Source organism: Rhodoferax sp. XS2R6 (genome assembly GCF_056521365.1).
The window spans coordinates 328,413-351,678 of the sequence record NZ_JBWMAY010000001.1 but is presented as its reverse complement, the minus strand read 5'-3'; the positions used below and the strand labels follow the sequence as shown (position 1 = coordinate 351,678).

23 protein-coding genes are annotated in these 23,266 nt (G+C 62.4%); 13 read left to right on the top strand and 10 right to left on the bottom strand.

Annotation, left to right across the window (positions count from 1 at the left end; translation table 11 throughout):
* Nucleotides 1-46: 46 nt before the first annotated feature.
* The 3 genes from folP to AC097A_RS01645 are packed head-to-tail and all read left to right on the top strand — an operon-like array spanning nucleotide 47 to nucleotide 2,789.
* A complete protein-coding gene (gene folP / locus AC097A_RS01655) occupies nucleotides 47-922 on the top strand; it encodes a dihydropteroate synthase (protein WP_479619506.1) in 876 nt (291 codons plus the stop codon).
* A gap of 29 nt (nucleotides 923-951) precedes the next feature.
* Nucleotides 952-2,283, top strand: coding sequence for a phosphoglucosamine mutase (gene glmM / locus AC097A_RS01650; RefSeq protein WP_479619505.1), 1,332 nt, complete (start codon nucleotides 952-954; stop codon nucleotides 2,281-2,283).
* Nucleotides 2,284-2,288: 5 nt separating this feature from the next.
* Entirely contained in the window at nucleotides 2,289-2,789 is a 501-nt protein-coding gene (locus tag AC097A_RS01645) for a GNAT family N-acetyltransferase (protein ID WP_479619504.1), read from the top strand.
* Nucleotides 2,790-2,911: 122 nt separating this feature from the next.
* On the opposite strand, the gene AC097A_RS01640 is transcribed toward AC097A_RS01645, so the two are convergent.
* Nucleotides 2,912-4,480, bottom strand: coding sequence for a putative bifunctional diguanylate cyclase/phosphodiesterase (locus AC097A_RS01640; protein WP_479619503.1), 1,569 nt, complete (start codon nucleotides 4,478-4,480; stop codon nucleotides 2,912-2,914).
* A 184-nt stretch (nucleotides 4,481-4,664) separates the two neighbouring features.
* Here AC097A_RS01640 and AC097A_RS01635 point away from each other — a divergent pair, with 184 nt between their 5' ends.
* Complete coding sequence (locus AC097A_RS01635) at nucleotides 4,665-4,826, top strand: hypothetical protein (protein WP_479619502.1); 162 nt, start codon at nucleotides 4,665-4,667, stop codon at nucleotides 4,824-4,826.
* Nucleotides 4,827-5,556: 730 nt separating this feature from the next.
* Here AC097A_RS01635 and arsH read toward each other — a convergent pair.
* From arsH to AC097A_RS01610, 5 genes are all read right to left on the bottom strand, one after another.
* The gene (arsH, locus tag AC097A_RS01630; protein WP_479619501.1) at nucleotides 5,557-6,294 is read right to left on the bottom strand and encodes an arsenical resistance protein ArsH; all 738 of its coding nucleotides are present in this window, start codon (nucleotides 6,292-6,294) and stop codon (nucleotides 5,557-5,559) included.
* Nucleotides 6,272-6,691, bottom strand: coding sequence for an arsenate reductase (glutaredoxin) (gene arsC, locus AC097A_RS01625; protein ID WP_479619500.1), 420 nt, complete (start codon nucleotides 6,689-6,691; stop codon nucleotides 6,272-6,274). The genes arsH and arsC overlap by 23 nt, the downstream gene beginning before the upstream one ends.
* The gene (locus tag AC097A_RS01620) at nucleotides 6,688-7,542 is read right to left on the bottom strand and encodes an aquaporin (protein WP_479619499.1); all 855 of its coding nucleotides are present in this window, start codon (nucleotides 7,540-7,542) and stop codon (nucleotides 6,688-6,690) included. Before AC097A_RS01620 ends, arsC begins: the two co-directional genes overlap by 4 nt.
* A complete protein-coding gene (locus tag AC097A_RS01615) occupies nucleotides 7,539-8,039 on the bottom strand; it encodes an arsenate reductase ArsC (protein WP_479619498.1) in 501 nt (166 codons plus the stop codon). Before AC097A_RS01615 ends, AC097A_RS01620 begins: the two co-directional genes overlap by 4 nt.
* A 112-nt stretch (nucleotides 8,040-8,151) precedes the next feature.
* Nucleotides 8,152-8,496 carry an ArsR/SmtB family transcription factor gene (locus AC097A_RS01610; protein WP_315849667.1) on the bottom strand — a complete coding sequence of 115 codons (345 nt, stop codon included), beginning with the start codon at nucleotides 8,494-8,496 and terminating at the stop codon, nucleotides 8,152-8,154.
* Between the two features lie 142 nt (nucleotides 8,497-8,638).
* Between AC097A_RS01610 and AC097A_RS01605 the strand changes: the two genes are divergently transcribed.
* From AC097A_RS01605 to AC097A_RS01585, 5 genes are read left to right on the top strand one after another with little or no spacing between them, the layout of a single operon-like run.
* The gene (locus AC097A_RS01605; protein ID WP_315494797.1) at nucleotides 8,639-9,466 is read left to right on the top strand and encodes a GNAT family N-acetyltransferase; all 828 of its coding nucleotides are present in this window, start codon (nucleotides 8,639-8,641) and stop codon (nucleotides 9,464-9,466) included.
* On the top strand, nucleotides 9,466-10,335 hold the full coding sequence (locus tag AC097A_RS01600; protein ID WP_479619497.1) for a UDP-2,3-diacylglucosamine diphosphatase: 870 nt from the start codon (nucleotides 9,466-9,468) through the stop codon (nucleotides 10,333-10,335). The genes AC097A_RS01605 and AC097A_RS01600 overlap by 1 nt, the downstream gene beginning before the upstream one ends.
* On the top strand, nucleotides 10,332-11,402 hold the full coding sequence (locus AC097A_RS01595) for a glycosyltransferase family 4 protein (RefSeq protein WP_479619496.1): 1,071 nt from the start codon (nucleotides 10,332-10,334) through the stop codon (nucleotides 11,400-11,402). The genes AC097A_RS01600 and AC097A_RS01595 overlap by 4 nt, the downstream gene beginning before the upstream one ends.
* Before the next feature lie 45 nt (nucleotides 11,403-11,447).
* Nucleotides 11,448-13,544, top strand: a complete 2,097-nt coding sequence (ppk1, locus tag AC097A_RS01590) for a polyphosphate kinase 1 (protein ID WP_479619495.1) — start codon at nucleotides 11,448-11,450, stop codon at nucleotides 13,542-13,544.
* 17 nt (nucleotides 13,545-13,561) lie between these two features.
* On the top strand, nucleotides 13,562-14,023 hold the full coding sequence (locus AC097A_RS01585) for a SixA phosphatase family protein (protein WP_105259678.1): 462 nt from the start codon (nucleotides 13,562-13,564) through the stop codon (nucleotides 14,021-14,023).
* Nucleotides 14,024-14,122: 99 nt separating this feature from the next.
* Here the strand turns inward: AC097A_RS01585 and AC097A_RS01580 are convergent, their stop codons facing one another.
* Nucleotides 14,123-14,647: a hypothetical protein gene (locus tag AC097A_RS01580; protein WP_479619494.1), complete on the bottom strand. Its 525-nt coding sequence runs from the start codon at nucleotides 14,645-14,647 to the stop codon at nucleotides 14,123-14,125.
* A gap of 145 nt (nucleotides 14,648-14,792) precedes the next feature.
* Here AC097A_RS01580 and AC097A_RS01575 point away from each other — a divergent pair, with 145 nt between their 5' ends.
* Nucleotides 14,793-16,601, top strand: coding sequence for a GGDEF domain-containing protein (locus AC097A_RS01575; RefSeq protein WP_105259677.1), 1,809 nt, complete (start codon nucleotides 14,793-14,795; stop codon nucleotides 16,599-16,601).
* A 111-nt stretch (nucleotides 16,602-16,712) separates the two neighbouring features.
* Here AC097A_RS01575 and AC097A_RS01570 read toward each other — a convergent pair whose 3' ends face one another.
* From AC097A_RS01570 to AC097A_RS01560, 3 genes are all read right to left on the bottom strand, one after another.
* Nucleotides 16,713-18,215, bottom strand: coding sequence for a Ppx/GppA phosphatase family protein (locus tag AC097A_RS01570; RefSeq protein ID WP_315494800.1), 1,503 nt, complete (start codon nucleotides 18,213-18,215; stop codon nucleotides 16,713-16,715).
* A gap of 72 nt (nucleotides 18,216-18,287) precedes the next feature.
* Nucleotides 18,288-19,436 (bottom strand): ABC transporter substrate-binding protein, encoded by a 1,149-nt coding sequence (locus AC097A_RS01565; protein WP_479619493.1) that lies wholly within the window; start codon nucleotides 19,434-19,436, stop codon nucleotides 18,288-18,290.
* A gap of 128 nt (nucleotides 19,437-19,564) precedes the next feature.
* A complete protein-coding gene (locus AC097A_RS01560; protein ID WP_479619492.1) occupies nucleotides 19,565-20,068 on the bottom strand; it encodes a fasciclin domain-containing protein in 504 nt (167 codons plus the stop codon).
* 196 nt (nucleotides 20,069-20,264) lie between these two features.
* Here AC097A_RS01560 and pstS point away from each other — a divergent pair, with 196 nt between their 5' ends.
* The 3 genes from pstS to pstA are packed head-to-tail and all read left to right on the top strand — an operon-like array spanning nucleotide 20,265 to nucleotide 23,233.
* Nucleotides 20,265-21,308, top strand: a complete 1,044-nt coding sequence (gene pstS, locus AC097A_RS01555; protein WP_105259673.1) for a phosphate ABC transporter substrate-binding protein PstS — start codon at nucleotides 20,265-20,267, stop codon at nucleotides 21,306-21,308.
* Between the two features lie 36 nt (nucleotides 21,309-21,344).
* The gene (gene pstC / locus AC097A_RS01550; protein WP_201740772.1) at nucleotides 21,345-22,376 is read left to right on the top strand and encodes a phosphate ABC transporter permease subunit PstC; all 1,032 of its coding nucleotides are present in this window, start codon (nucleotides 21,345-21,347) and stop codon (nucleotides 22,374-22,376) included.
* A complete protein-coding gene (pstA, locus tag AC097A_RS01545; protein WP_105259671.1) occupies nucleotides 22,373-23,233 on the top strand; it encodes a phosphate ABC transporter permease PstA in 861 nt (286 codons plus the stop codon). The genes pstC and pstA overlap by 4 nt, the downstream gene beginning before the upstream one ends.
* The last annotated feature ends 33 nt before the right edge of the window (nucleotides 23,234-23,266 follow it).

Here is a 23,266-nt window from a genome sequence, read left to right as displayed (position 1 = left end):
GGGCCTTCGGGCCCTGTGTGCGTTTCAGGCTTGCATAATCCCTCCCATGCATTGGCAAACCACCCGCTTTGCGATTGACCTGTCCACCCCCCGGGTGATGGGCATCGTCAATGTCACGCCCGATTCGTTTTCGGATGGCGGCTTGCACGCCTCACACAGCGCCGCCTTGTCGCATTGCGAACGCATGCTCAAGGACGGTGCCCACATGCTGGACATCGGTGGCGAATCCACCCGGCCCGGTGCACCACCGGTTGCGCTGGAAGAAGAGCTCGACCGGGTGCTGCCCGTCATCCGCCATGCCGTGACCTTGGGGGTACCGGTGTCGGTGGACACCTACAAACCTGCGGTGATGCAGGCGGCGTTGGACCTGGGTGCGGACATCGTCAACGACGTCTGGGCGCTGCGCTGGCGCGACGGGCAGGGCGGTCCCACGGGTGAATCCGTGGTGGCGGCCCATCCCAACTGCGGCGTCTGCCTGATGCACATGCACCGCGACCCGCAGACCATGCAGGTGGCGCCCATGGAAGGGGATGTGGTGCCGCAGGTGCTATCGTTTTTAGAGCTACTCGCGCAGCGTTTACATGGGTTAGGGGTCGATTCGACCCGTATTTGCCTGGACCCGGGCATTGGTTTTGGCAAAACCGTGCAGCAGAACTTTGCGCTGTTGGCGCGCCAGACGCAGGCGGTGCCCACCGGGTATCCGGTGCTGGCGGGCTGGTCACGCAAGTCGTCGCTGGCTGCAGTCACCCAGACGTCGCTTAGCAACGCCGCCAGCATGGACGTGGACCAGCGCCGCGCACCCAGCGTGACCGCTGCCGTGCTGGCCGTGCAGAACGGTGCGAACGTGGTGCGGGTGCACGATGTGCGTGACACGGTCAGTGCCCTCAAGGTACTGGCCGCGATGCAAGCTGCACGTTCATAACAACCAACAACAACACAACAGGAATTCAAATGGGACGACAGTATTTCGGCACCGACGGCATTCGCGGTACCGTGGGGCAAGCCCCCATCACCCCCGACTTTGTGCTGCGCCTGGCGCACGCCGTGGGCCATGTGCTCAAGGAAACCGAGGCACGCCCCACGGTGCTGATCGGCAAGGACACACGCATCTCCGGCTACATGCTGGAGAGCGCCCTGGAGAGCGGCTTTAACTCCGCTGGCGTAGACGTGGTGCTGCTAGGGCCCCTGCCCACACCGGGCGTGGCCTACCTCACGCGCGCTCAGCGCGCCTCGTTGGGCGTGGTCATTAGCGCCAGCCACAACCCGTTTGCCGACAACGGCATCAAGTTCTTCAGCGCCAGAGGCAGCAAGCTGCCCGATGCCTGGGAGCTGGCGGTAGAGGCCGAATTGGAAAAGCCCCCTGTCTGGGTGGACTCTGCCAGCTTGGGCAAAGCGCGCCGCTTGGACGATGCCGCAGGTCGTTACATCGAGTTTTGCAAGAGCACCTTTGCCAATGACCTGACCCTGAAGGGCCTGAGGATTGTGGTGGACGCGGCCCATGGCGCGGCGTACCACATTGCGCCCAAGGTGTTCCACGAGCTGGGCGCCGAGGTCATTGCCATCGGCTGCGCACCCGATGGCCTGAACATCAACAAGGGTGTGGGCGCGACCCACCCCGAGGCGCTGGTGCAGGCCGTGAAGGACCACAAGGCCGACTTTGGCATTGCGCTGGATGGTGACGCCGACCGCTTGCAACTGGTGGATGCGGACGGCCGCCTTTACAACGGCGACGAGCTGCTGTACCTGATGGCCGATGACCGCCTGGGCCGTGACGAGCATGTGCCCGGCGTGGTGGGCACACTCATGACCAACATGGCCGTGGAAGTGGCGCTGAAGAAACGCGGCGTGCAATTCGTGCGCGCCAAGGTGGGCGACCGTTATGTGCTCGAAGAGCTGGAAAAGCACCACTGGATTTTGGGCGGCGAAGGCTCCGGCCACCTGCTGGCGCTGGACAAACACACCACGGGCGACGGCCTGGTATCGGCCCTGCAGGTACTGCAGGCCTGCGTGCGCAGCGGCAAGACCATGGCGCAGCTGCTGGGCGACGTGACGCTGTTCCCGCAAACCCTGATCAATGTGCGCCTGACCCCCGGCCAGGACTGGAAGAACAACGCCCGTATGACTGAGGAAACCAAAGCGGCTGAAGCCGCGTTGGGCGACAGCGGCCGTGTGTTGATCCGCGCCAGTGGCACTGAACCACTGGTGCGTGTGATGGTGGAAGCGCGCGATGCCGCACAAGCCCAAAGCTGCGCCCAGCGTATTGCCGATACCCTGAAAGTGTGAATCCCATGACGAATGTGATCCGCGTGGTCCGTGCTGACTACGCCAACCCCGTGCACGCCGCTGCACTGGTGATGCTGCTGGACGCCTATGCCAGCGACCCCATGGGTGGTGGCGAAGGCCTGAACGATTTTGCCAAGGCCAACCTGGTGCCATCGCTGGCGGCACGCCCACAGGCCTTCAGCGTGTTGGCGTTTGCGTCGGATGATGACGCCACGCCGGTAGGCCTGATCAATTGCATCGAAGGTTTCTCCACCTTCGCCTGCAAGCCGCTAGTGAATGTGCACGATGTGGCCGTGTTGCCCGGCTACCGTGGCCAGCGCATTGGCGAGAAGATGCTGGCGTTGGTGGAGCAGATCGCCGTGGAGCGTGGCGCCTGCAAGCTGACGCTGGAAGTGCTGTCGGGCAATGGCGGCGCGGTCAAGCTCTACGAGCGTGTGGGTTTTGCCTATTACGAACTGGACCCGGCCATGGGGCAGGCCGGGTTTATGCAGAAGTGGCTGGCTTGAAGGGCTGATTTTTAAGCCTTATTTGCCTCTGGTGCCCGTAGGTGCTGCGCAAACAGCTATTGTTTCTATAGCATATTTGGTCTACCAAGCAGCGTAATCTCGATCGCTTGCCCGCGCAGGGCCTAGATCAAGGGGCTCCACCCGGTGTGCAAAACCAGCCGCTGTGATTGCGAGGGTTGGGCCTCCTGCGATGCCTGGCGCAGCGCCGCTTCATCCAATGGTGATGGTGATGGTGCTGTCAGGCGGGACAGGGGCGCCACCCGTTCCCCGGTCCAGCGCTCAATAAAGGGAATGACCTGGTCAGCCGCCATGGGGTGGGCCAGCAGGTAGCCCTGGCCATAGGTGCAGCCAATCTGTGACAGGGCCTCGAGTTGGGCCTCGGTCTCTACCCCCTCAGCCGTGGTTTCCAGGTGCAGCGTGCGCGCCAACTGGACGATGGTCTGGACAATGGCCGCCGCGCTGCCGTCGGAGCCCGCTTCATCGAGGATGCAAACAAAAGAGCGGTCGATCTTGAGCTTGTCCATGGGGAAGCTGCGCAAGTAAGAGAGCGAAGAGTAACCGGTGCCAAAGTCATCCAGCGCGATCCGTACGCCCTTGGCCCGCAGGGCCCGCAGCAGGGACTGCGCGGCGTCGGCATCCCGCATCAGGCTGGACTCCGTGAGCTCCAGCTCCAGCCGCTGGGCTGACAGCCCACTGCGCTGCAAGGCGGCCAGTGTGGTGGCATACATGTCCGCACGCTCGATTTGCACCGCAGAGACATTCACCGCCACCCGCAGCGTGGGGGGCCAGGTGGCTGCATCGTGGCAGGCTCGGGCCAGTACCCAGGCGCCCAGTGGCACGATGAGGCCACTGTCCTCAGCCAGTGCAATGAACTCCGCGGGCGGCACCAGCCCGCGTTTGGGGTGCTGCCAGCGCACCAGGGCTTCGAAGCCGGAGAGGGTCCCGCTGCCCATATCGATCTGGGGTTGGTAGTACACGCGAAAGTCGCCCGCTTCCAGGCTTTTGCGCATATCTCCCAACAGGCCCAGCTTCTGGCTGGCCTGCACCTCCATGGCGGGGTCAAAGTAGCACAGCGCATCACGCCCCGCGGCCTTGGCCGCATAGAGTGCCATGTCGCAGCTGCGCATCAGGTCCGCCGCCGCCCGGGCATCTGCCGGGGCAAAGCTCACGCCAATGCTGCCATGCACCGCAATGCTGTAGTCCTGGTATTGCCAAGCCTGCGACAACACCTTGCGCAGGTAGCGATGGCTTTCCTCGATGGCTTCACGGGGCAGGTTGCCTGGTATCAGCCAAGCAAACTCATCGCCTCCCAGGCGTGCAACCAGGCCCCGCCCACCGGCGGCTGCGCGCAAGCGCTTGGCCACTTCGCGCAGCAGTTCGTCGCCAGCGGTGTGCCCCAGTGAATCGTTGACCGTCTTGAAGTTGTCCAGGTCCAGCAGGAACAGTGAGCAAGGCAGGGCAGCGCCATCGGCAGGAAAGTACGCCGCCAGCTGCTGGTGGAACTGGTGCCGGTTGGCCAGGCCTGTGAGCGGGTCAAACCGCGCCAACTGGGTCATCTCCAGATCGTGCAGGTGTGCGGTGGTGACATCCGAGCCCACCCCCCGCCAGCCGGTAAAGCGGGCCGCCGAGTCAAATTGGGGTTTGCCGGTGAGGGACCACCAGCGTTGCTGGTCTTGGATTCGTATTTCCACCAGGATTGCGCGGAAAGGCTTACGCTGGTCCAGGAGCAGCTCCAAGCGCGCCAGCAATCGCACTTGTTCTTGGTTGGATACCGGTATGAGTGAACCCAGTACGTCTACAAAATTTCGACCCAAAAGGGGCTGTTTGCTGCCTGCTGCTTCGACCAAGTGGACGGATGCATGGCACAAGCGACCCATGGAGTCTGTTTCCCATAGCCAGTCATTGGCATTCTCTTCAAAGTCGCGCAACAGCAATCCAACGATTTCTCGTTGGCGGGAGATTTCAGTTTCAGCGATCAAACTTTCTACAAAACGCCGCGACGTCATCAGTACGCCGCTGATTAAAAAGAATGCATAAAACGCTAGCAGCGCTGCCAGAACACCATAGTCTTGCCAGAAAAAACTGATCAAGCCAACGCCGACTACTGCGCAGAAAAGGAAAGACCAGAGCAGCCCCACCAACGGGAGTGCAGAAAACATCCAAGCGCCAATGGCAATGACTGCGGCTACGGTGCCCGTCAAAATCACACGCTCCGACTCCGTGAGTGCGTCAAACATGCACAAGGTGATCACGCCGTAGAGGAACGCGCCGGTACCCAAATTAGCGCTCAGCCACACCGCAGTGCTTGGTGAAACCGTCTTCTGTGGTTGAGCTTCTGTCGGTCTGCGGTGGCGCCGCCAGGTAATCAGATGGATGGTGGCCAGTAAGGTCAACACCAGCCCGCAGGCAGCGACCAGAGCCACATGTCGGTCTGCACGCAGTGCAACGAGCAAGCTAGCAATCACAATCGTGAAAGTGCTAAACGTTGCGAGTGGCAACTGTTTGGCAACCTCTTGAAATTGGCGTGTGCGGTATTGCGCAGCAACGGCGGCAGTCGCATTGGGGTCACCAAAGCACAGGGCTAGAGAGTTACGCATGCGTTGACTGCCAAAATTCAGTGCGGCCATGTTGGACATATGACTTGTGTTCAACATGGGCATCGGACTTGAAAAAAGCGCTTCGATCCAGCCGCGAAATGAGCCTTGCGGATAGCAGTGTCATGTCTGCACTTTAGCAGGTCAGCGAATAACTAAATTCGCTTGCGTAATTATCCGATGGAGCGTTGATTTACCCGTTGCATCAGTTTTTCTGCACTCTCTTTGCGCTCGCTGTAGCGGTCCACCAGGTAGGGCGACACATCGCGCGTGAGCAGCGTGAACTTCATCAGCTCCTCCATCACATCGACCACGCGGTCAAAGTAGCTTGATGGTTTCATGCGGTCGTCGTCGCCGAACTCCATAAAGGCTTTGGCCACCGAACTTTGGTTGGGGATGGTGAGCATGCGCATCCAGCGGCCCAGCACGCGCATTTGGTTGACAGCGTTAAAGCTTTGCGAGCCGCCGCTGACCTGCATCACCGCCAGCGTTTTGCCCTGGGTGGGGCGCACCGCGCCGCTGTTGAGTGGTATCCAGTCGATCTGCGCTTTCATGATGCCGGTCATGGCGCCATGCCGCTCGGGCGAGGTCCAGACCATGCCCTCGCTCCACTGCGTCAGTTCACGCAGTTCTTGCACCTTGGGGTGGGTGTCAGGCGCGTCATCGGGCAGGGGCAGGCCGCTGGGGTTGAAGATGCGGGTCTCGGCGCCCATGGCTTGCAGCAGGCGGGCGGCTTCTTCGGTCAGCAGCCGGCTGAACGAGCGGGGCCGCAACGAACCGTAGAGCAGCGCAATGCGTGGCGCGTGGGTGGATGGTGCCGGGCGTAGCGCCGCCGCATCGGGCAGGCGGAAGTGCGCAGCCTCCAGCTGGGGAAGGGTGTGGGTCAGCTCAGACACGTTCGCCCTTGTCATTCACCACCGCTTCGCCGTCTTCTTTGGTGAAGGCGGCTTGTTGTGCGTTGGGCAGAAGGTCCAGCACCAGCTCGGACGGGCGGCACAAGCGGGTGCCCAGGGGCGTTTCCACCACGGGGCGGTTGATCAGGATGGGGTGGGCCAGCATGCAATCCAGCAGCTCGTCGTCCGTCCACTTCTCGTTCGCCAAATCCAGCTCGGCGTAAGGCGTACCTTTTTCGCGAAGCAGCTCGCGGGGGCCGGTGCCCATGGCCGTCAGCAGTGCTTGCAGGCGGGCCTTGGTGGGCGGGGTCTTGAGGTATTCAATGACCGTGGGCTCCACGCCGCTATTGCGGATCATGGCCAGTGTGTTGCGCGAGGTGCCGCAGGCGGGGTTGTGAAAGATGGTGATGGTCATACAGAGGGTTTCTTGGAGGAAAGTGCTTGGGCCAAGGCTACGCCGAGCGCAGCACCCACGGTTTGCGCCAGCACAAAGCCCAGCGCACTGGCTGGTGCAATGCCGGCAAAGCTGTCGCTGAACATGCGGCCCAAAACGGCCGCAGGGTTGGCAAACGAGGTGCTGGCGGTGAACCAGTAGGCCGCGCCTATGTAACAAGCCACCAGCGCGCTGGCTTTGCCTTCCGGCGCACGCAGGATGGTGAACAGCAGCCCACCGGTGGCCACCGCTTCAGCCACCCACTGGCCCCAGCCGGTGAACTGGCCGGCAGCGTCCCAGCCGCCGCGCAGGTGTTCGCTGATGTGCAGCAGGGGCAGCTCGAACATGGCGTTGGCTAGGGCAGCACCAGCGACTGCGCCGGAGAGTTGTGCTGCTATGAAAAGCGTAGCTGCTTGCGCAGTGTTCTCGGGCGCTAACTGCCGTTTTGACCACATAACCAGCGTCACCAGCGGGTTGAAGTGGGCGCCACTCACCGGCCCCAGGGTTTCAATCAGTACATACAGTGCAAACACCGTGGCCAGGGTGTTGGCCAACAGCGCCACGCCGTCGTTGCCGCCGCTGATGCGCTGGGCCATGATGCCGGAGCCGATGACGGCGCAGAGGAGGGCTGCTGTGCCTGTGAATTCGGCGAGTAGCTGTTGGGAGAGTGGCTGTGGGAGTGCCTTCGGTGCGAGGCGCCTGGGCGGCAGAGCGTTCTGCTCCGTGTCCCCCGCCCGCTGCGCAGGCTCCTCCTTTACCTGCGCAGAACGCTCTGCCGCCCAGGCGCCCGGCGTGGCGTTGCGACTCGATTTCATCTTCGTGGGTTCGCTCATGCTTTCGCCAAGTCTTTCGCGGTTTGTTGGATGGCCATGGCTTCCAGTTTGTCGGCGGGCAGGTTCACCAGCAGGTCCAGCCTGCGGCGGATGGCGTGCAGGGTGTGTTTGAAGGCTTCGGCTTTTTCCGCATCGCTACCGTCACCGGCAGACGGGTCGGCATACCCCCAGTGGGCGGTGGCCGGTTTGCCGGGCCAGAATGGGCAGACCTCACCGGCCGCGTTGTCACACACGGTGATGATCAGGTCCATGTGCGGTGCGTCGGGCAGGGCGAATTCATCCCAGCTTTTGCTGCGCAGACCGTCGGTGGCAATGCCAGCGTTGCGCAGGGTTTGCAGGCCGATGGGGTTGGGCTGCTGGTTGTCACGCGGGCTGCTGCCGGCCGAAAAGCCCTTGAAACGGCCGCCACCGATGTGGTTGAGCGTGGCCTCGGCCAGGATGCTGCGGGCCGAATTGTGGGTGCACAAGAAGAGAACGTTGAGGGGGGATGGGGACATGGCGGTTCCTGTATCAAATAGGGAATGGGGTATTTGCTATAAATTCAGTAGCTGCTTGCGCATATTCAACAAGGGCTAGAGGCCTATTTGGCTTGTAAATGCACGTCTGGGGCTAACAACTGGTGCAGCCTGCAGCACTTTCGGTCACCGCGCAGCTTTCGCCCTGGCAGCAGTGCATGGTCATATAGGCCAGCAGGCCGTTCATTTGGGCAAAGTTGGCGCGGTAGATCAGGTTGCGCCCGCGCTGTTCGATGTCCACCAGGCCGGAGTGGGCCAGTTCCTTGAGGTGAAAGGACAGGGCGCTGGGGGCGCTGTCCAACTGCTGGGCCAGCGTGCCGGGGGTCAGGCCCTCGGGGCCGGCCACCACCAAGGCCTTGAAGGCGCGCAGGCGCTGGGCCTGTGCCAGGGCGGTCAGGGCTTTGAGGGCCTGGGTTTCGTCGAAGGTGCTGGTGTTCATGTTTCAATAATACTTGAAATATTGAAATAAAAATTGCCGCAGACCGACTGTCACAAAAACTTCACGCCGCTGCCGCAGATGGGTCACGGCGGTTCCCCACACTTCCCGGTCAGTGCAATCACGCTCAAGGAAGGGGACAAGAATGCCAACAATATCCGCCACTGCCGTGCCAACACTGGCCGCACCCACGCTGCACCCGATCGCGGTGCAAACCGCCCCCGAGGCTCTGACCGCGCCCGCGCGCAACGGCATCGAAGTCTCCTGGGCCAGCCACCAGGACGAAGTGCGCGCCGCCCAGCGCCTGCGCTTTGATGTGTTTGCCGGCGAGATGGGCGCCCGCCTCAATACCCCGATTGCAGGCCACGATGTGGACCTGTTTGACAACTACTGCGAACACCTGATCGTGCGCGACCAGGCCAGCGGCCAGGTGGTCGGCACCTACCGCGTGCTCACCCCCACCCAGGCCAAACGTGTTGGAAGCTTTTACAGCGACACCGAATTTGACCTGACCCGCTTGCGCAGCATGCGCGAGCGCATGGTGGAGCTGGGCCGCAGCTGCGTGCACCCGGACCACCGCCACGGCGGCGTCATCATGGCGCTGTGGGGCGCACTGGCCGAGTTCATGGTGCGCAACCAGCTCGACACCATGATTGGCTGCGCCAGCATCCCTATGCTGCACAACGGTGTGGTCGGTGGCGACGTAGCCGCCAGCATCTGGCGCCAGGTAGAGGCCACACACTTGGCCCCCATCGAATACCACGTGCGTCCCCGCCTGCCGCTGCCCATTGAGCAGCTGGACAGCACGCTGGACGTGGAGCCCCCCGCACTCATCAAGGGTTATCTGCGCCTGGGCGCCAAGGTGCTGGGCGCGCCGGCCTGGGACCCGGATTTCAACTCGGCCGACTTGCCGATGCTGATGCGCATCGCCGATTTGCCCGCCCGCTACCGCAAACACTTCCTGGGGGCCTGATGCGCACCGCCTTCGACGCACTGGGCGCCAACTGGCAGGGTTTGGCGCCAGGCGCCGAAGCTGACGACGACGAGGTGGGCCATCGCCGCTACCGCGCGGTGTTTGTGTCCGACATCCACCTGGGCACCGCGGGTTGCCAGGCCAAGGCGCTGTTGGACTTTTTGAAGCACCACCCCAGCGACCACCTGTACCTGGTGGGCGACATTGTGGACGGCTGGCAGCTGCGCCGCCGCTGGTTCTGGCCGCAGGCGCACAACGACGTGGTGCAAAAGCTGCTGCGCCGCGCGCGCAAGGGCTGCCGCGTAGTCTTCATCCCCGGCAACCACGACGAGTTCGCCCGCGCCTTTGTGGGCCACCAGTTTGGCGGCATTGAGGTACACGAAGACACGGTGCACACCACGGCTGACGGCCGCACCCTGTGGGTCACGCACGGCGACTACTTTGACGGTGTGATCCAGTGCGCCAAGTGGCTGGCCTACCTGGGTGACAACGCCTACGAGTTCACCCTCAAGCTCAACCGCTACCTCAACACCTTGCGCGCCCGTATGGGCTTGCCGTACTGGTCCCTCTCGGCCTACCTCAAGCACAAGGTCAAAAAGGCGCTGAACTACGTGACCGACTTTGAAAAAGCCGTGGCCCACGAGGCGCGCCAACGGGGCCATGACGGCGTGGTGTGTGGCCACATCCACCGCGCAGAGATGCGCACCATCGACGGCACGCTGTACTGCAATGACGGCGACTGGGTGGAGAGCCGCACTGCGCTGGTGGAGCACCTGGACGGCCAGCTCGAACTCATTACCTGGGCGGGCACGCCCACCCCATCGGCCACCGCGGTGGCTACCCCCGCTTTGCAGGAAACCCACGCATGAAACTCGCCCTGATTACCGACGCATGGCAACCCCAGGTCAATGGGGTGGTGACCACCCTGGTGGAACTGGTGCGCGAGCTTGAAGGGCTAGGCCATGTGGTGGAGGTGATCCACCCCGGTCTGTTCAAGACCCGGCCCTGCCCGGGCTACGCCGGCATTGATCTGGCGGTACGACCGGGCAAGGCCCTGGCGCAGATGCTGGACGCGGGTGCACACGATGCCATCCACCTGGCCACTGAAGGTCCGCTGGGCTGGGCTGCACGCAGCTACTGCCGCAAGCACAAGCTGGCCTTCACCACGGCGTACCACACGCGTTTTCCCGAAATATTGCAAGCCGCGCTCAAGATTCCGCTGTGGATGGGCTATGCGCTGTTCCGCCACTTCCACAAGCCATCGTCGGGCGTGATGGTGCCCACGCCCAGCGTGCTGCGCATGCTGGATGCGCAGGGTTTCCGCAAGCTGCGCAGCTGGACCCATGGCGTGGATGTGCAGCTCTTCCCCTACCAGGAGGAGCCGCGCGTGTATGCGCCGCTGGGCCTGCTGGCACGGCCGGTGTCGCTGTTTGTGGGGCGCGTGTCGTACGAAAAAAATATCGATGCTTTTCTGCAAATGGACGTGCCGGGCACCAAGGTGGTCTGCGGCGTGGGCCCGTTGGAGGCGGACCTGAAGGCGCGCTACCCCCATGTGCGTTGGTTGGGCGTGCTGGCGCGTGACGAGCTGGCCCGGGTCTATGCCGCGGCCGATGTATTTGTCATGCCCAGCCGCTCCGAGACCTTTGGCCTGGTGATGCTGGAGGCCATGGCCTGTGGAACGCCGGTGGCGGCCTATCCGGTGGAGGGGCCTAACGAGGTGGTGGGTGCGCCGCCGCAGGGCGGGGTGTTGCACGCCGACCTGACCCAGGCCTGGTACGGCGCCTTGTCGGTGCCGCGCCACGAGGCACGTGCGCGGGCCCTGCACTTTGGCTGGGCCTATGCGGCGCTGCTGTTTGCAGGCCACCTGGTGCCGGCGCGGGCTGCGCCTGCCAGCGCACCCGCTGCGGCGCAAGATGTCACATCACTGTCATCTTGAAAGTCAACAATCCTTCACCGTTGTGTCATAAATGGGTAGGTGTTCATGTTGTCTGTTCTCCGCAAGCGCTTTGCCAAGCCCGCGCCGGTCGTGCCCGATTTGCTGGACCGCGACCACAGCATTCTGGCCTTTAATGAGCGTGTGCTGGACTGGGCGGTGCGTGACGATGTGCCGTTGCTGGAGCGCTTGCGCTACCTGTGTATCGTGTCCTCCAACCTCGATGAGTTTTTTGAAGTGCGCGCCGAGCCGCACCTCACGGCCAGCCAGGCCAATGACCAGAAGGGCCAGTTCAGCGTAGGCTCCTTCGACCGCCTGGCCGATGCCCTGCACACCCTGGTAGCGCGCCAGTACACGCTGTACAACGAACAGCTCATGCCAGCCTTTGCGCGCGAAGGCCTGCACATCGCCTCACATGGCGAGCGCACCGTGGCCCAGCGCGCCTGGGTGCGCCAGTACTTCGAACGCGAAGTCCGCCCGCTGCTGATCCCAGTGGGGCTGGACCCCTCGCACCCGTTTCCGCAGGTGGCCAACAAGTCGCTCAACTTCATCGTGCGCCTCAGTGGCAAAGATGCGTTTGGGCGCGAGAACGAAATTGCTATTGTGAAAGTGCCACGGGTGCTGCCGCGCCTGATTCGTATGCCCGACAAAGTGGCTGGCAAGCGCACCTTGTTTGTGTCGCTGTCCAGCGTCATCCGTGCGCACCTGGACTCGCTGTTTCCGGGGCGTGTGGTCGGGCAGTTTTCGCAGTTCCGCGTGACCCGCCATTCGGATTTGGCGGTGGACGAAGACGATGTGCAAAACCTGCGCACCGCCTTGCGCCAGGGCCTGGTGCACCGCCATTACGGCCAGGCCGTGCGGCTGGAAGTGTCGGCTGGGTGCTCCGAACACTTGGCGGACTTTTTGCTCAAACAGTTTGCCTTGCCACCCAAGGCGCTGTACCGCGTGCATGGCCCGGTGAACCTGGTGCGCCTCACGCAGCTCATTGACCTGGTGAACCGGCCTGACCTGTGTTTTCCGGCCTACCGCCCCTCGTTTCCGGCGCAGCTGCAGCAGGCCCAGTCCATCTTTGCGCAGCTCAAACAGGGCGACATCCTGATGCACCAGCCGTTCGAGAGTTTTGACGGCGTGCTGGCCTTTTTGCGCGAGGCGGTGAACGACCCGCAGGTGCTGGCTATCAAACAAACCATTTACCGCACCGGGGCCGATTCCGAGCTGATGGACCTGCTGCGCGAAGCCGTACGCCGTGGCAAAGAGGTGACAGTGGTGGTGGAGCTCAAGGCCCGGTTTGACGAAGAGGCCAACATCAACTGGGCCGAGATGCTGGAGTCGATTGGTGCGCAGGTGGTGTACGGCGTGGTGGGCCTCAAGACACATGCCAAGATGATGTTGATCACCCGGCGTGAGGGCAAGTCGCTCAAGCGTTACGGCCATTTGTCCACCGGCAACTACAACCCGCGCACGGCCCGGCTGTACACCGATATCAGCCACCTCACGGCAGACACCAGTATCACCACCGACATGGAACACGTGTTTGTGCACCTGGCCAGCCAAAGCAAGCTGCCACGCCTGTCCAAGTTGTGGATGGCGCCATTTCATTTGCACCGCAATCTGGTGGCCAAGATCGACGCGTTGGGCGACGCCGCAGGGCGGGGGGAGTCCACCCGCATCGTGGCCAAGATGAATTCACTGACCGACGAGGCCCTGATCCGCAGCCTGATGCGCGCGGGTGCACAGGGGGTGCAGATCGACCTGATCGTGCGCGGTGCGTGCATGCTGCCGGCCCAGGTGCCGGGCCGCACCGAGAACATCCGCGTGCGCTCGGTGATTGGTCGGTTTCTGGAGCACTCGCGGGTGTTTTATTTCCGCCAGGGCGAGGTGGAAGACCTCTACCTGTCGAGCGCCGACTGGATGAACCGCAACATGGTGCGGCGTGTGGAACTGGCCTGGCCGGTGACCGACCCGGTGTTGCGCCAGCGCATGGTGGATGAGTGCCTGGTGGCGTATTTGCACGATGGGGTGGACGCCTGGGACCTGGGTGCCGATGGCCGCTACCAGCGGGTGCAGTCACACAGTCCGCACACCCCCGCACATGGGGCCCAGGCCGCACTCATGGCACGTTACGGCCACCATACAAAAGCCTGAATAAGGGAGAGGGAGCGATGGATTTGATTCTCTGGCGCCACGCGGAAGCCATTGACCTGGATCTGGTGGGCGACGACATGCTGCGCACACTGAGTAGCAAGGGGGACAAACAAGCGACCCGCATGGCCGCTTGGCTGGATCGGCAGCTGCCCGACGGTGCCCGCATCTGGGCCAGCCCGGCGGCGCGCACCGACCAGACGGCGCAGGCGCTGGGCCGCAAGTTCAAGACCCATGCCGCCATTGCCCCGCTGGGCAGTGTGGACGATCTGCTGGGGCTGGTGCAATGGCCCCATGCCAAGGGCTGTGTGCTCGTGGTGGGCCACCAGCCCACATTGGGGCAAACCATCTCGCGCTTGCTGGGCCTCAACGAAAGCGAATGCGCTATCAAAAAAGGCGCGGTCTGGTGGCTGCGCTACCGCGAGCGCGAGGGTGCAGGCCAGACCGTGGTGGTAACCGTGCAATCCCCCGAGTTGCTGTAGGCCCCCACGCTCCACCGCTGCGCGGGTCGCTGCCCCCCACGGGGGCTAATTTGCCTTGGGGCGGCCCGGCGGCAAATTGCCTTTCATCTTTCTAGGTACTTAGGCCTTCTTGGCTTTGGCCGGGCGGCCGGTTTTCAGGCTGGGCACGGCCAGCAGGGCTTGTTTGAAAGCCGCATCGGACAGGGCCGCAATCGCCTTGACGCCAGCTCGGATCAGCTCTGTCTTCTTGACCGGGCTGCCCAGCTTGGTGGCGCGCAGCTTGAGCACATTCAGTACGTCGTATTCGGGCTTGGGGATGGTGAAGCTGTCGCGCACCATCTTGGGCTTCTTGGCCTTGGGCGTTTTGACTGCTACGGGCTTGGCAGCGGGTTTCACCGCAGGTTTTGCGCTGCTCTTGGCAGCCGGTTTGGTGGCTGCCACGCTGGCCTTCTTGGGAACGCTGGCCACAGGTTTCTTGGCCACAGCCACTTTGGCTTTGGAGGCTGCTGGTTTGGCGGCTGCTTTGGTTTTTGCAGCGGGCTTGGCAGCGGTTTTGGGCGCAGGCTTCTTGCTGATCACGGGTTTGGCGGGAGCAGCAGGTGAAGCAGCTGGTGTGGGGGGGAGTGTTTTTTCGGTCGAAGTCACGTACAAAATCCTTCTGAAAAGTGAAACGGTATATACAGTTTATACCGTTTAATTTTAGAGGAAAAATACACAGCGCCACACTGTCATGACACTGTCACCGAGGCTTCATAAACTCGCCTGCCCCTAGTGTCTTGGAGAACGTGCCATGCAGCCACAGCCTTTGCGTTTGGTATCCGGCATTGCGCCCCTCACCCCGGGTCTGGGGCCGTTGCAAAAAGTGCTGCAGGACGCGAGTCTGTACCCGGTGTTTCAGCCGATTGTGAATCTCTCGGATGCCTCTATCCACGCCCACGAGGCGCTGATTCGCGGCCCCGCCGGAACACCCCTGCACACCCCCGACAGCCTGCTGCGTGCGGCTGCGGTGGAGGACCTGCGGTATGAGTTTGAGAACGCCTGCGTGGTGTCCACCTTGCGCACCTGGGGACATATGCGCAGCGGCGGTCGGCTGTTTGTGAATATCAGCGCCAATGCTTTGACCCGCATCTTCAATCTGCGCGGGCGCGAGGGTCTGTTGCGTTGGATTCTGGACCTGCGGGTGATGCCACGCACCCTGGTGCTGGAGATTACCGAGCACGAACGTGTGGACAGTATGGACCGCCTGGCCGAAGTGGTGCAGGAGATTCGCTCGGCGGGTGTGTCACTGGCGCTGGATGACTTCGGCGATGGCCACTCCAGCCTGCGCCTGTGGTCACAGCTCAAACCCGAGGTGGTGAAGATCGACAAGTACTTCACGCGCAACATCAGCGCGCATGGCGACAAGCTCAAGACCATCCAGGCCCTGCAACAGATTGCCACCATCTTTGGCAGCTCGCTGGTGGCCGAAGGCATTGAGACTGCGGAGGACTTGCGTGTGCTGCGCGACCTGGGCATCGAATACGGCCAAGGGTATTTCTTGGGCCACCCGGACCGCAAACCGCTCAAGTACCTGGGGGTGGACCCCCAGCGTGTGCTGGGTGAGCGACAGGTGGTGGTTTTTCCTGAACTGGGGCGCATGTCGCAAGGCGGGCATTTGCGCAGCCTCTCGCTGCTGCGGGCACCCACAGTCACACCCGACACGCACAACGACGCGCTGGCCGAGATTTTTCTGGAGCACCCCACCTTGCATGCGGTGGCCATGCTCGACGGCGAGCGGCCGGTGGGCATCATCAACCGTGCACTGTTCATGAACGAATACAGCAAGCTCTACTACCGCGAGGTGTGGGGGCGAAAACCGTGTGGCGTGCACGCCAACCCGGAGCCTCGCCTGATTGAGCGCGAACACAGCGTGGACGAGCTGGTGGGCATCCTCACCTCGCAAGACCAGCGTTATTTGAACGACGGTTTTATTGCCACCGAAAACGGCCGCTATGTGGGCCTGGGCACCGGCGATCAGTTGGTGCGCTCAGTGACCGAGACACGTATCGAAGCGGCGCGCCACGCCAACCCGCTGACCTTTTTGCCGGGCAATATTCCGATCAGCCAACACATGGAGCGGCTGCTTAAAAAGCAGGTGCGTTTTGTGGCCTGTTATGCCGACCTGAACAACTTCAAGCCGTTTAACGACTACTACGGTTACTGGCGGGGCGACGAGATGATCCGCCTGCTGGCACGCGTGGCCATGGAGCAGTGTGACTCGCAGCGCGACTTCTTGGGCCATGTGGGCGGTGACGACTTCATCATTCTGTTTCAGAGCCCGGACTGGAAGGTGCGTTGTGAGCGCCTGGTGGCCGAGTTTGCGGAGCGTGCGCTAGCCATGTTTGACGAGGCAGCGCGTACACGCGGTGGTATCGAGGCCGAGGACCGCCACGGTGTGCAGCGCTTCTTTCCGTGCACCACGTTGTCCATCGGTGCTGTGGCGATTGACGGCAGCCAGTTTTCGCGTGCCGAGGATGTAGCCAATTTGGCGGCGATGGCCAAACATGCGGCGAAGCAGGCGGGGGTGGGGTTGTGGGAGCGTGAGGCTCTGTTGCCTTGATTTTTTAACACCCACTCCCCCAGCCCCTCGCCGACGGGGCGAGGGGCTGGGGGAGTGGGTGTTAAAAAAAGCGGTGCAGCGCGAACAAAAACACAGTAAAAAAACCAGGGCTCAAACCCCCACCAACTCCAAACTCCAAGGCGTCTTCTGCCAAAGCTGCACTTCCTCTTGCAGCAAGTGCGCGCTCTGCGGGAAAGCGGTTGCCCAGCCGTTGCGGCAACGCAGCCGGAATGCATGGTCCTCACCGCGCGCCAGCGCCATGCCCTGCAGGTCCGGCGCACGGCGTGCGTGGCACAAAATCACGGCCAGGCGCAGGCACATCAGCTGCAGCACCAAGTCGTCCTGCTCCAGTGAAGATTCGAGCTTGCGCAACTTGCCGCGGTGGCCCAGCACCAGCAGGCTCAGGCGGTGCATTTCCGACAGCGAGAAGCCCGCCGCATCGGCGTTGTCCAGAATGTAGGCGCCGTGTTTGTGGTAGTCGCTGTGCGAGATGTGGCTGCCAATTTCGTGCAGGCGGGCCGCCCAGTGCAGCTTGCGGAACGTGCGGCCGTGTTCGGGGTGGTGTTCGTCCAGCGGGCCGCCCAGCACCTGCTGCAGCAGGTGGGTGGCCACGGTGCCGACACGTTCGCCGTGCGCCGTGTCCACATTGAACTTGCTGGCCAGGCGCTGCACACTTTTGGCGCGCAGGTCGCCGTAGGTGTTGGCCGTGCCCAGCAGGTCACAAATCAGGCCGTGGCGCAGGCCGCCGGCGGCATGTTGCATCTCGGTGATGCCAAGCAGGCTGAAGACGGCGCGCATGACACTCACGCCGCCACCGATGATGGCCTTGCGGTCTTCGCGCATGCCGGGCAGGCGCAGGCGGTCTGCGCTTTGCGCGGCAATCAGGCGCTCTAGCAGCCAGTCCAGTCCGTCTTGCGAGACGATGCCGGCGGGCCAGCCCGCGGCCACCAACACGTCACCAATCGCACCCACCGTGCCAGCGGAGCCGTAGGCGGTGTCCCAGCGGTCCGGCGGATAGGCGTCCAGCGCTTCGTCCAGCACCGCCTTGGCCGCAATTTCGGCCATTTCGAACGATTTTTTGCTGAAATTTCCGTCCGGAAAATAACGCTTGGACCAGGCAATGCTACCCACGCGGTACGACTCCATGACGTTGGGAGTCAGGCCGGTGCCCAGAATCAGTTCGGTGGAGCGGCCGCCAATGTCCACCACCAGGCGGCGTTCTTCGGTGGCGGGCAGCATGTGGGCTACGCCCTGGTAGATCAGGCGGGCTTCTTCGCGGCCCGAGATCACGTCGATGGGGAAACCCAGCACCGCGTTGGCACGTTCCAGAAAGGCATCGCGGTTGCGCGCCTCACGCAGGGTCTGGGTGGCCACGGCCTTGACTTCGCCGGGTTTGAAGCCTGCCAAACGCTCGCCAAAACGGGCCAGGCATTCCCAGCCAGCCTGCATGGCGGCGGGGGTGAGGTTGCGGTCTTCGTCCAGACCGCCGCCCTGGCGCACGGTCTCTTTGAGGTATTCGGTCCGTCGAAATTCACCGTGGTCTACACGCCCAATTTCCAGGCGGAAGCTGTTGGAGCCCAGGTCCACGGCGGCCAGGCGATTTCCGTTTTGCATCGACGTTGTGTCAGGTAAGGGTTAAAAGCTGCAGGGAGCATAGCACCGGCCTGTGGCCGGGCAAGGTCGGGCTCAACCCACCAGGCGGCCATCGGCGGCCACCATGCTTTGGGTGACAAAGGCCGGGGTTTTGCGCTTGGGGTCGGGGTTGATGCGAAAGCCCCCCAGGTCCATGGGCAGGCGGCGGGCAAAGGCTTGCAGGGTATTGGCACGGTTCAGGGCACCGTCCAGGTTGCCCAGCACCTCTTGGGCGTAGCGGGCCGACAGGTAACCGGCCAGGCTTTGTGGGGTAGGGGGCTCGTCGTACAGGCGGTTCAGGGTTTCGCGGTAGCTGCGCACGATGGGCTGGTTGCCATTCACCGGGGGCACGGCCTGCGTGGCAATCACCGGGGTAAAACGGGACACGCCCAGTTGCTGCAGGGCCTGCAGGTTCACGTCCGACATGGCCACAATGTAACGCTGCGCCGCCTGTTTTTCGATGCCCTGGGAAAACTGCAGCAGCTCGGGTGTGCCGCCCAGAAAGATCAGGATGCGCGGGCTGTCGGGCCGTAGCTCGGTGGCCAGCGCTTGCAGGCTGGTGCTGGGCACATAGGTTTTGAGTTTGAGTTTCAGGCCGGCGGCGGCCTGTTCCAGGTCGGTTTGGTAGCTGGCACGCTCGGCAGCGGATGCAAACACGGCGCCAACCTCGGTCACGCCCATGATGGACAGGGATTTGACCGCGTGCGCAATTTGCTCCTGCCGCGTGGCAAAAATGCCAAAAGTGTTGTCTTGTCCCTCAGGCGCCACGCTGTGCAGCCAGGGCGCCACGTGGGCCACATCGGCCGCTTCGCGTTGCAGCAGGGTCGCCAGCTGGCTGGCCGCCCGATGGCCGGCGCTGCCCACCACGGCCAGGCACTCGGGCATGGCTTTGAGGGTGTCCAGCACCGCGCGCAGGGACTGCGGGCTGCCGTCTACTTCCACCACCACATGTTTGATGGCCTTGCCGCGCACACCGCCGCGGCTGTTGAGGTCTTGCCAGGCTGCCCGGGCGCCGATCAAAAAGTCCTTGGACACGTCAACCTGGCTGGCCGACATGTCCACCACCTGCAGCACGCTGGGCGTGACCACTGTGGCGCGGGGGCCTTGGGCCCAACTGGTGGCGGTGCCGAACAGACCGGCACTGCAGGCCAGCGAGCCAAGAAACGTGCGACGCAGGAGGGGGCGGGGAAAAGTGTCAACCATGGGGGGCGTTCCAACGAGATATGTTTGCTATAAAAATAGGAGCTGCTCGCGCATATTCCATAAGGTCTAGGTGCCAATTTGAATGAAAAATGGCCCGCTATCGGGCCATTGGCACGCTTGGCAGTGCTTTACTTGCCCGCGGGGGCTGGCAGCACGGTGTCCACCACATGCACCACGCCGTTGGTGGCGGCGATGTCGGCTTGGGTCACGGCGGCGGTTTCCACCGTCACAAAGTCGCCCGCTTTGGCCACGGCCAGCATGCTGCCCTGCACGGACTTCACATTGCTGTTTTTCACGTCCGCCGCCATCAATTTGGCGGGTACCACGTGGTAAGTCAGCAGGGCTTTGAGTTTTTCGGGATTTTTGGCCAGTTCGTCCATGGTTTTGGCAGGCACGGCCTTGAATGCGTCGTTGCTGGGCGCAAACACGGTGAAGGGGCCGCCGGTTTTCAGGGTGTCGGCCAAGCCGGCTTGGGTTACCAGGGTGTTGAGGGTGCTGAGCGAGGGGGTATTGGCCAGGGTTTGGGCCACATCGACCGGGACCGGGCGGGTGGCGCAGCCCACCAGGCCGGTGAGCAGAGCGGCCGCCAGCAAGCTACGGCGGCCAAAGTTGAAATGGGTGCTGAATGTCATGGTGTGCTCCGGGTTGAAAGCGCGAAGCGTAGAAAGACAACGTGACAAGAATGTGACAAACACTTGAAAACCAGATGACGCAGCCTGTGCCACCCTGCGGCACCAGAAAAGCTGAAAAATGTCATACCTTTGTCACAAAAGGTTCTTAAATTCACATCGTTCGCTGTTTTCTTAACCAACCGATTGAGGTTTTCCCATGATCATTTCCTTCCAACGCGCACTGCTGGTCTCCGCGATGACCGCGGCAGTGGGCTTTGCTGGTGCTGCTGGCGCCCAAGAAATTACCGGTGCGGGCGCTTCTTTTCCCGCTCCCATCTACGCCAAGTGGGCTTCTGACTACAACAAGGCCACCGGTGTGAAGGTGAACTACCAGTCCATCGGTTCCGGTGGCGGTATCAAACAAATCGACTCCAAGACCGTGGACTTTGGCGCGTCTGATGCACCTTTGACCGACGAAGTGCTCAAGTCCAAGGGCCAGATGCAGTTCCCCACCGTGCTCGGTGGTGTGGTGCCCGTGATCAACGTCAAAGGCATTGAGCCTGGCCAGCTGAAGCTGACCGGCCAGGTGCTGGGCGACATTTTCCTGGGCAAGATTGCCAAGTGGAACGATCCCGCTATCAAGGCACTGAACCCTACATTGGCTCTGCCTGATGCGGCCATTGCCCAAGTGCGCCGTGCCGATGGTTCTGGCACCACCTTCATCTTCACCAACTACCTGAGCAAAGTAAACGCTGAGTGGAAGTCCAAAGTGGGCGAGGGCACAGCCGTGAACTGGCCTGTGGGCGCCGGTGGCAAGGGCAACGAAGGCGTGGCCGCGTTTGTGGGCCGCCTGCCCAACTCCATGGGTTACGTGGAATATTCCTACGTCAAGCAAAACAAGCTGAACTACGCCGTGATGCAAAACTCGGCCGGCAACTTTGTGAAGCCCGATGACGAAGCGTTCAAGGCCGCCGCAGCCGGTGCTGACTGGAACAAGTCCTTCTACCAAATCCTGACCAACCAGCCTGGCAAAGACGCTTGGCCCATCAGCGGCGCGACCTTCATCCTGATGCACCTGAAGCAGGACAAACCCGCCAATGCGACTGAAACCCTGAAGTTCTTCAACTGGGCCTACGCCAACGGTGGCAAGGCTGCGGCCGATCTGGACTACGTGCCTATGCCTCCTTCCGTGATCGCTGCCATCCAGAAATCCTGGGGCGAGATCAAGGACGGTGCTGGCAAGCCCGTGGCCTTCAAGTAATCGACAGCTGCTACTGAACTGACGGAGAACAACCCCATGTCCTCTACACTCGTGCATGGGGATTCCCCGTCCAGCCTGTCTGCTACTTTGCCTACCCGTGCCATGACCCAACCACCTCCCGTCAAGCGTGCCCGCTCCGGCCCCCTGGCCGACCGAATTTTCGGCTGGCTCGCCAAAGGTTCTGCCCTGCTGACGCTGGCCTTGCTGCTGGCCATCCTGACCTCGCTGACCATCAGCGCCTGGCCAGCGATCAGCAAATACGGCCTCTCGTTTTTGACCAGCACCGTCTGGGATCCGGTCCAAAACGAGTACGGCGGACTGGTGATGATTTATGGCACCCTGGCGACCTCGTTCATCGCGCTGCTGATTGCGGTGCCGGTGAGTTTTGGTATCGCCCTGTTTCTGACCGAGCTGTCGCCCGCCTGGCTCAAGCGCCCGCTGGGCACGGCCATCGAGTTGCTGGCGGCGGTGCCCTCCATCGTCTACGGCATGTGGGGTTTGTTGGTGTTTGGCCCAGTGCTGGCCACCTATGTGCAGCAGCCGCTGCAAAGCCTGACCAACGGCATCCCCTACCTGGGCGCGTTTTTCTCTGGCCCACCCGTGGGCATCGGCATCCTGTCGGCCGGCATCATCCTGGCCATCATGATCATCCCCTTCATCGCCTCGGTGATGCGTGATGTGTTTGAAGTGACCCCGCCCTTGCTCAAAGAGTCGGCCTACGGACTGGGTGCTACCACCTGGGAAGTGGTGTCCAAGGTGGTGTTGCCTTACACCAAGACCGGTGTCATCGGCGGCATCATGCTGGGCCTGGGCCGCGCTATTGGCGAGACCATGGCCGTGACCTTTGTCATCGGCAACTTCAACCAGCTCGATTCGCTGAGTTTGTTCCAGGCCGCCAACAGCATTACCTCTGCGCTGGCCAATGAGTTTGCCGAAGCTGGCGAAGGCCTGCACCAGGCCGCCCTGATGTACCTGGGGCTGGTGCTGTTCTTTATCACGTTCGTGATCCTGGCGCTGTCCAAGTTGCTGTTGTCGCGGCTGCGTAAATCCGAAGGAACCAAAACATGAGCGCCACCTTGTCGCAAGTCCGCGCCGCCCGCTTTGCCCAGCGCAAGCGTGTGAATTACGTCGCCACGGGCCTGGCCCTGGCTGCCATGGCCTTTGGCCTGTTCTGGCTGTTCTGGATCCTGTGGGAGACCTTTCGCCTGGGCATTGGTGGCATGAACTGGGCCACCTTGTCCCAGATGACACCACCGCCCAACGAAGAGGGCGGCCTGGCCAACGCCATTTACGGTTCCTTCCTGATGGTGTTTCTGGCCACCTGCGTGGGCACCCCCATCGGTGTGATGGCCGGCATCTACCTGGCGGAGTTTGACTCCAAGAGCTGGCTGGCCTCACTGACCCGCTTTGTGAACGACATCCTGCTCTCTGCTCCGTCCATCGTGATTGGCCTGTTTGTGTACGCCGTGGTGGTGTCGCGTTTCAAGTCCTTCTCGGGGTACGCCGGCATCATGGCGCTGTCGTTGATCGTGATTCCGGTGGTGATTCGCACCACCGAAAACATGCTGCAACTGGTGCCTTCCGGCCTGCGGGAAGCTGCCTATGCCTTGGGTGCGCCCAAGTGGAAGGTGATTTTGAGCATCACGCTGAAAGCCGCCCGTGCCGGTGTGATTACCGGTGTGCTGTTGGCCGTGGCCCGCATTGCCGGCGAAACCGCACCGTTGTTGTTCACCGCGTTGAGCAACCAGTTCTGGACCTCGTCTTTGGGCGAACCCATGGCCAGCTTGCCGGTCACGATCTTCAAGTTCGCCATGAGCCCGTATGAAAACTGGCAGCAGCTGGCTTGGGCTGGTGTCTTCCTGATCACGGTGGCCGTGTTGGGCCTGAACATCCTCGCCCGGGTGCTGACCCGCAACAAATCCTGAGGCCCGCGGGCCCTGTACTGAACGGAAACCTTG